This is a genomic window from Streptomyces sp. ID05-39B (genome assembly GCF_033794725.1).
GTDB classification, from domain to species: Bacteria; Actinomycetota; Actinomycetes; order Streptomycetales; family Streptomycetaceae; genus Streptomyces; species Streptomyces bobili.
In genome coordinates, this window is the sequence record NZ_JARGEF010000242.1 from 1 (window position 1) to 12,286 (window position 12,286).

General features: G+C 72.1%; 11 protein-coding genes. 7 read left to right on the plus strand and 4 right to left on the minus strand.

Annotated elements, in window-relative coordinates; translation table 11 throughout:
* Positions 1–149 precede the first annotated feature (149 nt).
* The 3 genes from P1P75_RS33940 to P1P75_RS33950 all read left to right on the plus strand — a co-directional run bounded on the left by P1P75_RS33940 (position 150) and on the right by P1P75_RS33950 (position 3,407).
* Positions 150–1,820, plus strand: a complete 1,671-nt coding sequence (locus tag P1P75_RS33940) for an ATP-binding cassette domain-containing protein (protein WP_319262791.1) — start codon at positions 150–152, stop codon at positions 1,818–1,820.
* Complete coding sequence (locus tag P1P75_RS33945) at positions 1,817–2,656, plus strand: ECF transporter S component (RefSeq protein ID WP_319262793.1); 840 nt, start codon at positions 1,817–1,819, stop codon at positions 2,654–2,656. The genes P1P75_RS33940 and P1P75_RS33945 overlap by 4 nt, the downstream gene beginning before the upstream one ends.
* A 334-nt stretch (positions 2,657–2,990) precedes the next feature.
* The gene (locus P1P75_RS33950) at positions 2,991–3,407 is read left to right on the plus strand and encodes a transglycosylase SLT domain-containing protein (RefSeq protein ID WP_319262795.1); all 417 of its coding nucleotides are present in this window, start codon (positions 2,991–2,993) and stop codon (positions 3,405–3,407) included.
* Positions 3,408–3,510: 103 nt separating this feature from the next.
* Here P1P75_RS33950 and P1P75_RS33955 read toward each other — a convergent pair whose 3' ends face one another.
* On the minus strand, positions 3,511–4,749 hold the full coding sequence (locus tag P1P75_RS33955; protein ID WP_319262797.1) for a cytochrome P450: 1,239 nt from the start codon (positions 4,747–4,749) through the stop codon (positions 3,511–3,513).
* Between the two features lie 220 nt (positions 4,750–4,969).
* Here P1P75_RS33955 and P1P75_RS33960 point away from each other — a divergent pair, with 220 nt between their 5' ends.
* Entirely contained in the window at positions 4,970–6,139 is a 1,170-nt protein-coding gene (locus P1P75_RS33960; protein ID WP_319262799.1) for a steroid 3-ketoacyl-CoA thiolase, read from the plus strand.
* Between the two features lie 220 nt (positions 6,140–6,359).
* On the opposite strand, the gene P1P75_RS33965 is transcribed toward P1P75_RS33960, so the two are convergent.
* Positions 6,360–8,411, minus strand: a complete 2,052-nt coding sequence (locus P1P75_RS33965; RefSeq protein WP_319262801.1) for a bifunctional glycosyltransferase 87/phosphatase PAP2 family protein — start codon at positions 8,409–8,411, stop codon at positions 6,360–6,362.
* 325 nt (positions 8,412–8,736) lie between these two features.
* On the opposite strand from P1P75_RS33965, the gene P1P75_RS33970 reads away from it, so the two are divergent.
* Complete coding sequence (locus P1P75_RS33970; protein ID WP_319262802.1) at positions 8,737–9,915, plus strand: DUF2330 domain-containing protein; 1,179 nt, start codon at positions 8,737–8,739, stop codon at positions 9,913–9,915.
* Positions 9,916–10,034: 119 nt separating this feature from the next.
* Entirely contained in the window at positions 10,035–10,706 is a 672-nt protein-coding gene (locus P1P75_RS33975) for an O-methyltransferase (RefSeq protein ID WP_319262804.1), read from the plus strand.
* A gap of 80 nt (positions 10,707–10,786) precedes the next feature.
* Here the strand turns inward: P1P75_RS33975 and P1P75_RS33980 are convergent, their stop codons facing one another.
* The gene (locus P1P75_RS33980; RefSeq protein WP_319262806.1) at positions 10,787–11,179 is read right to left on the minus strand and encodes a hypothetical protein; all 393 of its coding nucleotides are present in this window, start codon (positions 11,177–11,179) and stop codon (positions 10,787–10,789) included.
* Positions 11,180–11,282: 103 nt separating this feature from the next.
* Between P1P75_RS33980 and P1P75_RS33985 the strand changes: the two genes are divergently transcribed.
* Entirely contained in the window at positions 11,283–11,699 is a 417-nt protein-coding gene (locus P1P75_RS33985) for a DUF1992 domain-containing protein (RefSeq protein ID WP_319262807.1), read from the plus strand.
* Between the two features lie 104 nt (positions 11,700–11,803).
* On the opposite strand, the gene P1P75_RS33990 is transcribed toward P1P75_RS33985, so the two are convergent.
* On the minus strand, positions 11,804–12,286 hold a 483-nt coding region (locus tag P1P75_RS33990), incomplete at its 5' end, for a hypothetical protein (RefSeq protein WP_319262809.1).

The window sequence follows — 12,286 nt, forward strand, 5'->3', positions numbered from 1 at the left end:
GTACGACGGCCGTCCTCACCCTGGGCGGCCACTCCGGCCACCAGCACCGGCAGCCCGTACGTGCCTCCCGCCGCGGCCGTGCTGCTCGGCCTGCTGCCCGCGCTGCTCCCCGCCCCGCTCAACGCCCCGCTCCCGAAGGAGCCGTCGTCGTGATCCGTTTCGAGAACGTCTCCGTGACGTACGACGGCTGCTCCGAAGCCACCGTCCAGGGCGTCGACTTCACGGTCCCGGAAGGTGAACTGGTGCTGCTCGCCGGTCCGTCCGGTGTCGGCAAGTCGACACTGCTCGGCACGGTCGGCGGTCTCGTCCCGCACTTCACGGGCGGCACCCTGCGCGGCCGGGTGACGGTCGCCGGCCGCGACACCCGTATCCACAAGCCGCGTGAACTCGCCGACGTGGTGGGCACGGTGGGCCAGGACCCGCTGTCGCACTTCGTCACGGACACCGTCGAGGAGGAACTCGCCTACGGCATGGAGTCGTTGGGCCTGCCCCCGGCGGTGATGCGCCGCCGCGTCGAGGAGACCCTCGACCTGCTGGGCCTGGCCGGCCTGCGCGACCGTCCGATCAGCACGCTCTCCGGCGGTCAGCAGCAGCGCGTCGCGATCGGCTCGGTCCTCACCCCGCACCCCCGCGTCCTCGTGCTGGACGAGCCGACCTCCGCACTCGACCCGGCCGCCGCCGAGGAGGTCCTCGCCGTCCTCCTGCGCCTGGTCCACGACCTCGGTACGACCGTCCTGCTCGCGGAGCACCGCCTGGAACGCGTCCTCCAGTACGCCGACCAGGTCGCCCTCCTGCCCGCGCCCGGCGCCGCCCCGGTGCTGGGCACCCCGGCCGACATCATGGCCGTGTCGCCGGTATGTCCGCCGGTGGTGGATCTGGGCCGGCTGGCGGGCTGGTCCCCGCTGCCGCTGACCGTCCGCGACGCCCGGCGTCGCGCCGGTGACCTGCGCGAACGGCTCGCCGGGCGGGAGCCGGAGCACGCGCCGCCCGCGACCGTCGAGCCACCGGTGCCGCGCCCGGTACTCGCCCGCTGGCGCCGCCCGGGTACGCCCGCCCCTGCCGCGTCCGCGCCTTTGGCGAAGGTCCGCGCCCTCGCCGTACGCCGTGCGCGGGTCCAGGCGCTGCGCGGCGTCGACCTCACCGTGTCCCCCGGCGAGACCATCGCCCTCATGGGCCGCAACGGCGCCGGGAAGTCCACGCTGCTCAACACCCTCGTGGGCCTGGTCGAGCCGTCCTCCGGCACGGTCAGGGTGGGCGGCGCGCTCCCCCACCGCACCGCGCCCCGCGACCTGGTCCGCCGGGTCGGCCTCGTCCCCCAGGAGCCCCGCGACCTGCTGTACGCCGACACGGTCGCCGCCGAGTGCGCCGCCGCCGACCGGGACGCGCGAGCCACCCCCGGCACCTGCCGCGCCCTGGTCACCGGCCTGCTCCCCGGTATCGGCGACGACACCCACCCCCGCGACCTGTCCGAGGGCCAGCGTCTGACGCTGGCGCTGGCGATCGTCCTGGCCGCCCGTCCGCCGCTGCTCCTCCTCGACGAGCCGACGCGCGGTCTCGACTACGCGGCGAAGACCCGCCTGGTCGGTGTGCTGCGCGAGCTGGCCTCGGCCGGGCACGCGATCGTGCTGGCCACGCACGACGTGGAACTGGCGGCGGAACTGGCCCACCGGGTCGTCCTGCTCGCCGAGGGCGAGGTGATCGCGGACGGTCCGACAGCCGAGGTGATCGTCTCCTCCCCGTCCTTCGCCCCGCAGGTGACGAAGATCCTGGCCCCACAGAACTGGCTGACCGTCGCGCAGGTACGGGAGGCCCTGCGATGACCCGGCGAGCCGCTGCCGTGACTCCGACCCGGCAGGCGCGGGCCGTACGTCTCGGGCCCCGGTCCGTCGCCGCGCTCGGCCTCGTCAGCGCGGTCGGTGCGGTCGCCTTCGGCTGGCCGTTCCTCGCCCCGCCCTCCTCCACCTTGAACGCGCACGCGCAGGACGCCCCCTGGCTCTTCGCGGGCCTACTGGTGCTGCTGGTCGCCGTCGTCGCGGCGACGATCTCGGAGTCGGGGCTCGGCGCGAAGGCGGTCGCCATGCTCGGCGTGCTGGCGGCGACCGGCGCCGCCCTGCGCCCGATCGGGGCCGGGACGGCGGGCATCGAGCCGATGTTCTTCCTGATGGTGCTCAGCGGCCGGGTCCTCGGACCCGGCTTCGGGTTCGTCCTGGGATCGGTCACGATGTTCGCGTCCGCCCTGCTCACGGGCGGGGTGGGGCCGTGGATGCCGTTCCAGATGCTGTCGATGGGCTGGTTCACGATGGGCGCGGGCCTGCTGCCGGGCCCGGACCGGCTGCGCGGCCGGGGCGAACTGGCCCTGCTCGCGGCGTACGGCTTCCTGGCCGCCTTCGCCTACGGCACGGCGATGAACATGGCGGGCTGGCCCTTCCTGGGCGAGCTGGCCTCGCGCGTCTCCTTCGATCCGGACGCGGCCGTACCGGAGAACCTGGCCCGCTTCGCCGCCTACTGCGCGGCCACCTCCCTCGGCTGGGACCTGGGCCGGGCCGTCGTCACCGTCGTCCTGACGCTGACGCTGGGTCCGGCCGTGCTCAGGGCGCTACGCAGAGCCACCCGGCGCGCGGCCTTCGAGACCGCGGTCACATTCGAGGACCGTTGATCGGTGAAGCACCCCACATGACCCACATCACCTACGATCCACCTTAGTGGGACATTTCGGACGCCAGGTCTTCACGGCAGGGCCTCTGACCTGCACATTGAGAGCCAGGTCACACAAACGACCTTCGTCTCACATCCGGCCACAACTAGTAAAAGGGGTCATTGCGGACCCCCTCCGAGCCTGTTTCTCTGGATGACGTCGCACAGGGCGGGCAGACCCCCGGGTCTCGGCCCCGACGCATGCAAGCCCCCGCCGCACATCACGCGGTGCGGCCACGCACCGCGTGACTCCGCATGCACAGCGACGTTCCTGTCCCCGAAGAAAAAGGTTCTCCGTGTCCGTCTCCGTCATCCGCCGCATCGCCTCCCCGAAGAAGGCCCTCACCGCCGCCGCCCTGGCCGCCGCGACCGCGGGCATGGCCCTGCACGCGGCCCCCGCCCAGGCCTCGACCGTGACCTCCGCCTCCCAGGCCAAGGCGATCGCGCACAAGATGATCCCGGACGCCGCGCAGTTCAACGCGTTCAGCAAGATCGTGGAGCACGAGAGCGGCTGGGACGTCGACGCCACCAACGCCTCGTCCGGCGCCTACGGCCTGGTCCAGGCCCTGCCGGCCAACAAGATGGCCTCGGCCGGCTCCGACTGGAAGACCAACCCCAAGACCCAGATCGAGTGGGGCCTGGACTACATGAACTCCCGCTACGGCAGCCCGGCCGGCGCGTGGGCCTTCTGGCAGGCCAACGGCTGGTACTGAACCCAGCCCTGGCCTCACCCCGTACGCGTAAGGCGGCGGCCCCCCGATCCCCGGGGGCCGCCGCCTTACGCCTTTCCTCGAAGCAGTCCTCGGCGTACGTTCCTCACCCACCGGCGCTGACCCGCAGCTCCTTCACCCCGTTGATCCAGGCGGACCGCAGTCGCCGCGGGTCCTCGACGAGCCGCATCCGTGGCATCGCGTCGGCGAGGGCGTTGAAGATGAGGTCGATCTCCAGCACGGCCAGGGACTTGCCGAGGCAGAAGTGGGGCCCGCCGCCACCGAAGCCGAGGTGGGGATTGGGGTCCCGGGTGACGTCGAACTCGTCGGGCCGCTCGAACACCTCGGGGTCGTGGTTGGCGGAGGCGTAGAACAGGCCGACCCGGTCCCCCTTCCTGACCGTCTTCCCGCCCAGCTCGGTGTCCTGCGTGGCGGTCCGCTGGAAGGCGGCCACGGGCGCGGCCCAGCGCACGATCTCCTCGGCGGCGGTGGCGGGCCGCTCCCTCTTGTACAGCTCCCACTGCTCGGGGTGGGTGAGGAAGGCGTGCATGCCGTGGGTGATGGCGTTGCGGGTGGTCTCGTTGCCGGCCACGGCCAGCATGAGCACGAAGAACCCGAACTCGTCCGAGTTCAGGTTCCCCTCGTCCTCGGCGGCGACCAGCGTGGACACGATGTCGTGGGCCGGGCACCGCTTCCGCTCGGCGGCCATGCTCATGGCGTACGCGATGATCTCGGCGGCGGACCGGGCGCCGACCTCCTCGGTGACGGCGTACTCGGGGTCGTCGTAGGCGATCATCTTGTTGGACCAGTCGAAGATCTTGATCCGGTCGTCCTGGGGTATGCCGATCAGCTCGGCGATGGCCTGGAGGGGCAGCTCGCAGGCGACCGAGGTGACGAAGTCGAAGGGCCCGTCGAGCGCGCGGGCCCCGGCGACGATCGCGGCGGCCCTCTCCCGCAACCGCTGCTCCAGCGCCCGTATGGACCGGGGCGTGAACCCCCGCTGCACGATCTGCCGCACCCGCGTGTGCTCCGGCGGGTCCATGTTCAGCAGGATGAGCCGTTGCGCGTCGATGGAGTCGCGGGCGATGTGCTCGTTGAAGCGGATGATCGCGGTGTTGAGGGTGGAGGAGAAGATCTCGGGGTGGGTGGAGACGTACCGGACGTCGGCGTGCCGGGTGACCGCCCAGTAGCCCTCGTCCTCGAAGCCGGCCACGTTCCCCGACTGGGGGATCCAGCGGACCGGTTCGGCCAGCCGCAGTTCGGCGAACTCCGGGAGCGGCACACGGTGTTGCAGCAGGTCGGGGTCGGTGAAGTCGAACCCGTCGGGAAGCGCTGGACAGGGCATGGGCAGCTCCAGCCAGAAGGCAGCTTTTCTGACGGCTCATCAGAAACAGGTTCCGGTGAAGGTAGTTCAGGCACCCGAAGGCTGCAAGACCCTTGCGGTGACCCACATCACGTCATCAGACTGCAACGAGAACTAGTACGTGTTCTAGTTCACGTCTGGTTCACAGCTCCGTAGTGCCGTACGTCCGGAGGAGAGCCGCCCCCCGAGAGGATCCGCACCCATGGCCGCCGAACCCGTGATCGTGGAAGCAGTCCGCACCCCCATCGGCAAGCGCGGCGGCGCGCTCGCCAACCTGCACCCCGCCTACCTCCTCGGCGAGACCTACCGCGAACTCCTCGGCCGCACCGGCATCCCCGCCGACGCCGTGGAGCAGATCGTCGGCGGCACGGTCACCCACGCCGGTGAACAGTCCATGAACCCCGCGCGCACGGCCTGGCTGACGATGGGCCTCCCGTACGAGACGGCGGCGACGACGGTCGACTGCCAGTGCGGCTCGTCGCAGCAGGCGTCCCACATGACGGCGAACATGATCGCGTCGGGCGTCATCGACGTGGGCATCAGCTGCGGGGTCGAGGCGATGTCCCGGGTCCCGCTGGGCTCGGGCTCGAAGCACGGCCCGGGGAAGCCGTTCCCGGAGGAGTGGAACGTGGACCTCCCGAACCAGTTCGAGGCGGCGGAACGCATCGCGCGCCACAGGGGCCTCAGCCGTGAGGACGTCGACGGGCTGGGCCTGCTCTCCCAGGAACGCGCCGCCGTGGCCTGGTCCGAGGAACGCTTCAAGAAGGAGACCTTCGCCGTCCAGGTCCCGACGACGGAGGAGGAACAGGCGGCGGGCCAGGGCATGTGGCGCCTGGTGGACCGGGACGAGGGCCTGCGGGACACGTCCCTGGAGGCCCTGTCCCGCCTCAAGCCGGTCATGCCCACGGCGATCCACACGGCCGGCAACTCCTCGCAGATCTCGGACGGCGCGGCGGCGATCATGTGGGCGTCGAAACGGATGGCCCGCGCCCTGAAACTCAAGCCGAGGGCGAGGATCGTGGCCCAGGCCCTGGTCGGCGCCGACCCCCACTTCCACCTCGACGGTCCCATCGACGCGACCCGGGCGGTGCTCGGCAAGGCAGGCATGTCCCTCAAGGACATCGACCTCGTCGAGATCAACGAGGCCTTCGCCTCTGTGGTGTTGAGCTGGACGAAGGTCTTCGACCAGAACCTCGCCAAGGTCAACGTCAACGGCGGCGGAATCGCCCTGGGCCACCCCGTCGGCGCGACGGGCGCCCGCCTGATCACGACAGCCCTCCACGAACTGGAACGCACGGACAGGGAGTTCGCGCTGATCACGATGTGCGCGGGGGGCGGCTTGGCGACGGGAACGATCATCCAGCGGCTGTAGTCCACCGGAGGAACGCCGAGAAGGGGCGCGGCCGTACACACCCTGCTGTGATGGACCGCGCCGCGTCGCTCAAGGCCGTGGCCGCCAACCTGTTGCCGGCACGCCTGGTCACCCGAGCCGGTCGCCTCACTGGCGGCAACCCCCGAGCGGTGGCTGCGCGGCCCGGTGGTGGGGGCGCCGCCCCTCGATGCTGCTGAAGATCCCGCCAAGCCGAGCGCCTTCAGGCGCTGGCCGTCCGTTCCTTCTCCGCCGCCAGCGGCTCGCTGCCCACCGCCGCCGTCCGCAGCACCCCCGCCCGCGGCCCCTGCAACACGTACGCCAGACCGAACCCGCCCAGGACGACCGCCGCGCCGCCCACCGCGTCCAGGATCCAGTGGTTGCCGGTGGCCACGATCGCGGAGGCCGTGAAGAGGGGGTGCACGAGGCCGAGGGCCTTCATCCACCACTTCGGGGCGACGATCGCGATCGCCATGCCGCACCACAGGGACCAGCCGAAATGCAGGGACGGCATCGCCGCGTACTGGTTGGTCAGGGAGGTCAGGGTGCCGTAGTCGGGCTGGGTGAAGTCCTGGACTCCGTGGACGGTGTCGATGATGCCCAGGCCCGGCATCAGGCGGGGCGGGGCCAGCGGGTACAGCCAGAAGCCGACCAGGGCGAGCAGGGTGGCGAAGCCGAGGGAGGAGCGGGCCCAGCGGTAGTCCACCGGGCGGCGCCAGTAGAGGACGGCCAGCACCGACAGCGGGACCACGAAGTGGAACGACGTGTAGTAGAAGTCGAAGAAGTCGCGCAGCCAGCCGACCTCGACGACCGCGTGGTTGGCCCAGTGCTCGATGTCGAGGTGCAGGAAGCGCTCGATGTCGAGGATCTCGCGGCCGTGGGCCTCCGCCCGCTCCCGTCCGCCCGAGATGGTCCCGCCCGTCGCCGCGAGCCTGACCTGCTGGTACGCCGCGTAGGTGACGCGGATGAGCAGCAGCTCCAGGAGGAGGTTGGGGCGGGTGAGGACCCGGCGCAGGAACGGCAGCAGCGGGACGCGTCTCCAGCGGGCCGGGACCGGCGCGGCGTACTGGGTGGGGATCGGGGTGCCGTAGTACGGGGAGGTGCGTGGCAGGAAGGGCATGACCGTCGCGGCGGCCAGTGCGGCGAGGAGGACGACGTTGTCGCGCAGCGGGTACAGGGACGCCATGTCCGGCAGCATCATCTTCGCCGGGAGCGTCATGACGAGGATGACGGCGACCGGCCACACGTAGCGGTCCGAGGCGCGCCTGCCGACCCGGCCGACCACCGCGGGCAGGACCCACAGGAGCTGGTGCTGCCAGGTCGTCGGGGAGACGACGACGGCGGCGCATCCGGTGACGGCCACCGCCAGCAGGAGCTGGCCGTCGCGGGCGTAGCGCACCGCCCGGCGGACGCCCAGGACGGCGACGGCCGCGCCCAGCGTCAGGAACAGGGCGATCTCCAGCGGGCCGGACAGTCCGAAGCGCAGCAGGGCGCCGTGCAGGGACTGGTTGCCGAGGGCGTCCGCGTCGCCGCCCAGGCCCACTCCCGCCATGTGGTGGACCCAGTACGTGTACGAGTCGTGCGGCATCGCGGCCCAGGCCACCAGCGTGCAGGCCAGGAACGACGCCCCCGCGGTCGCGGCGGCCCGGCGTCGGCCGGTGAACCACAGCAGCGGGGCGAACAGCAGGACGGTCGGCTGGAGCGCCGCCGCCAGGCCGATCAGGGCGCCGCCCGCGTGCCGCCCCCGTACGACGAAGCAGCCGAGGAGGACGAGCAGGACGGGGATGATGCTGGTCTGGCCGAGCCAGAGGGTGTTGCGGACGGGGAGGGACAGCATCAGCAGGCTGATCGCGACGGGCGCGGCCAGCAGCGAGGTGCGTCTGCTCACCGGCTGCGGCAGCGCCCGCGCGACGACGAGGCCGAGCGCGGCGACCAGCAGCAGCGTGCCGAAGGTCCAGCCCCAGCCGAGGGCCTGTTCGGCCGCCCGCGTCAGGGGCTTGAGGACGAGTCCGCCGAACGGGGTGCCGGTGAAGCGCGTCGAGTCGTAGAGCGAACCGTTGACGTGCAGGACGCCGTCCGGTCCGACCCAGGTCTCCAGATCCGTCAGCCGTTCTCCGCGCGGGGTGCCGAGGACGACGGCCACCTGCCGGACGGCGAGGACCGCCGCCACCAGCCAGAGGCCGAGGCGGGCCAGGCGCAGGCGCGCTCTCGCCGTGTCGACCGCCGTCGCTCCGAACGGTTTCGCCGGTCGTCCGCTCTGCTCCGCATTCGCCACGCCTCGTAGGCCTCCCGCCCCGTAGGTCCCACGCGTTCCTCGTGGGGTTCTCCTCCACGAACCCTATGAGGCTCGCGGCACCCCCAGGACGAAGACGCGGGCCGCCCCGTCCGCACCTGACATCCGTTCTCCTTTTGTCCGGAAGACGATAGTCCTCCCGAGGAGGCGTCGGTTCCGCGGTGCGGGGCCGGTCACGGCACGGACACAACCGGCGGGCCCGACCGGCGCGGCGGAACCGGCCCCCCGGACCCGCCGTCGTAGACCCGGACGATGATCGACGGGCGTGACCCACGCGCCCGTCGCGACGGACGAAGGGACTCGGGGGATGCTCGGACGCGCAGATAGACGGCACCTACGGCGGGGGCGGCTGCTGCTGACGCTCCTTCTCGCGCTGCTCGCCACTCAGCTGGGCTCGCTCGTGGCCCCCGCCTACGCCTGCGGCTGCGGCGCGATGGTCCCGGGCGACCAGCAGCGCATTGCGGTCGGCCGGGAGGTCTCCGTGGTGCGCTGGGACGGCGCGCAGGAGCAGATCGTGATGAGCCTGTCGGTCTCCGGGGACGCCGACCGGGCCGCCTGGATCATGCCGGTGCCGAGCCGGGCGACGGTGAAGCTCGGCGATCCGGAGATCCTCGACCAGCTGACCGAGGCGACCGCCCCCGAGCGCCGCGAGCGGTACCACTTCTGGCCGCAGGACGGCGACTGGCCGCTGACCGGGAGCGAGGACGGCGCGGGGGCCGCCCCGCAGCCCGGGGCCGCTCCCGGTGTGGGCGTGGTCGGGCGCGAGCGGCTCGGGCCGTTCGACGTGGCCCGGCTGACGGCCACCGACCCGACCGCCCTGGACGACTGGCTGGGCGACAACGGCTTCGCCCTCCCGCCCCGCCTGGAGACGGCCCTGCAGCCGTACGTCGACCTGCGCTGGGAGTACGTGGCCGTACGGCTGGTCCCCGAAAGCGCCGGCACCCCGCTGGGCGGTGAGCTGGATCCGCTCCACCTCACCTTCGCCAGCGACACCCTCGTCTACCCGATGCGGCTCTCGCGGCTGGCGACCACCGCGCAGAGCCTCGGCCTGTACGTGCTGGCCGATCACCGCATGGAGCCGGTGTCCCGGATCGGCGGCCGACGGCCGCAGGTGACCTTCGCCGGGCCGGTGAACACGGCAAAGGGCCCGCTGGGCGCACTGGCGGCGGGTACGCCGTTCCTGACGGCCCTCACCCAGGAGTTCCCGGAGCCGTCGGCGATCTCGGCGGACCACGAGCTCCGCCGGACGGCGAAGGACACGGCGTACCGGCGGGTGATCCACGTGGACCGGCTGCTCACGGTGGCCGGGATCCCGGTGTGGCTGCTGACCGTCGTGGGCGGCCCGGCGGCGCTGGTGACGGGGGCCGTCACGCTCGCGCTGTACCGGGCGCGGGCGCGGCGACGGACGGGAGGGCACGCGCCCCCTGCAGTGCCTGCGGTGCCTCAGCCGCTCCCGCCCACCGCACCGCCTGGCCCGAACGGCTGAATCGGGCCGGTCAGGCCCCTGTGAGTTGCGAGTGAGGGGGAACTCGGGCACGGCGTACGGCGTTGACCCACTGCTTGGCTTTCCTCACGAGTCAGGTCGGCAACCGAGAGGCAGAGGGCATGAGCGAGTCGCAGATCTGGGACACCGTCGACGCCTATTTCACCGCCCGCCTGGCCCCGGACGACGAGGTGACCGAGGCCGCGCTGCGCGACAGCGACGCGGCCGGTCTGCCCCAGGTCAGCGTCACGGCGAACCAGGGCAAGCTGCTCCAGCTCCTCGCGGAGATCCAGGGCGCCCGGACCATCCTGGAGATCGGCACGCTCGGCGGCTACAGCACCATCTGGCTGGCCCGCGCGCTCCCGGCCGACGGCAGGCTCGTCTCGCTGGAGTACAGCCCGAAGCACGCCGAGATCGCCACCCGCAACATCGCGCGCGCGGGCCTGGACAAGCAGGTCGAGGTGCGGGTGGGAGCGGCCCTGGACTCGCTGCCGCTGCTGGCGGACGAGAACCCGCCGCCGTTCGACCTGGTCTTCATCGACGCCGACAAGGTCAACAACGCCCTGTATCTGGAGTGGGCGCTGCGGCTCACCAGCGTCGGCAGCCTGATCGTCGTCGACAATGTCGTACGGGGCGGCCGGGTGGTCGACACGGACAGCGGCGCGGGCGATGTGAAGGGCACCCGCGACGCCATCGAACTCATCGGCTCGCATCCGAGGTTGAGCGGTACGGCGATCCAGACGGTGGGCTCCAAGGGCTACGACGGCTTCGCTCTGGCCCGCGTGCTGGCGTAGCCCGCGGTTCTCACCTGTCAGCCCTCACCTGCTCAGCCTCCCGCGCCGGACCCGACGCGCCGGTTCTCACACATCAGTTCTCACGCCTCCTGGTAGAAGCCCACGTTGACGCTGCGCGGGCCGGTGCGGTCCGTGACGACGATCTCGCCGTTGCCGCCGCGAGGAAGCCGCACGGTGCCGCCGTAGGCGATGGTCTGGGCGTACTCGCCGACCACCAGCCGGACCTCGGAGGACGGGTCGGGCTGGGAGCCGCGCAGCCAGCTGACCTGCCAGACGCCCTCGGGGCCGCACAGGAACTCCAGGTGGACCCGGGAGACGAACAGCCACTCCTCGGGGGTGGCGAGGCGGCACACGGACTTGTCCCGGCCCACCCGCAGCACGGCGCCCGGCTCGCTGGGCGCGTCGGCCATGAGCATGCCGGCCGTGGCACCCTCTTCCGTCCCGGAGACGGTGGCCATGGTGAGTTCGAGCACGTGCGCTCCTCAAGAGATGTCTGTCTGACAGCGTCCGAACTGTGCGTGCACAGCCGCCGCATACTAAATCGCCCGGCCCCGCCGCGTCCGGCACAATGGACCCATGACCGAGCGAAAGCCACCCGGTGTCCCGTTCGAGTCCTGGATCGACAAGCAGATCCAGGACGCCGAGAAGCGTGGTGAGTTCGAGCAACTCCCCGGCCTGGGAAGGCCGTTGGACCCCGAGGTCGAGGGTCCGTACGACGAACTGTGGTGGATCAGGCGCAAGATGGCGCGTGAGGGGCTTTCGGTGCTGCCGCCCGCGCTGGCCCTGCGCAAGGAGGCGGAGGACGCGCTGGCCGCGGCGTACGCGGCGCCCTCGGAGCGCCTCGTCCGGAAGATCATCACGGACGTCAACGCCAAGCTCCGCGAAATGATGTTCAAGCCACCGCCCGGCCCCCCGCTGGGCATGAAGCCGTACGACGTCGAAGAGGTCGTACGGCAGTGGCGGGAGCGCCGGGCGGACACCACGGGCGGCTGAGGGCCCCTGAGGAGCCTGCATGCGCACCCTGAGCCCAGAGGTCTGACCCTGCAGGTCTGACCCTGGAGGTCTGACCCTGAGCCCAGCGGTGCACCCTGGCGGGGCTAGATGTGCAGGAGCCGGTCCGTCAGCTCGCGGTAGTCGCGCAGGGCCAGCCGGAGTTGCTCGGTGTCGGCGGCCGTGGCGTCGCCCTTCTTGTCGTCCGTGGCCTGCCAGGAGCCGCGCAGCGTGCGGCGGCGGCTGTTCACCGCGTCGGTGAAGCGGACGGCGAGATCCTCCAGGACGTGGTCGGCCTCCTCCACCGCGTCTCGGGGCCGGTCCACGAAGCCGGCCACCGCGTGCTGCATCCGCGAGGAGAGCTTGTCGCACTCGTCGTGCGGGAGCAGCGAGGGCTTGTCCGCCGTGCGCGCACCCTGGGCGCCATGGGCCGCGCCGGTGCCCCGGGGGGCGCCGATGCCGTCGCCGTCCTCCACGGCTCCGGGCGGCAGGCCGCCGGGTGCGGCGGTGGGGGTGACGGTGGGACGCGGATCACGGCCGCCGGTGACCGGGTCGACGGCCGGTGCGGCGGCGGGGTCGACGGTCGGGGC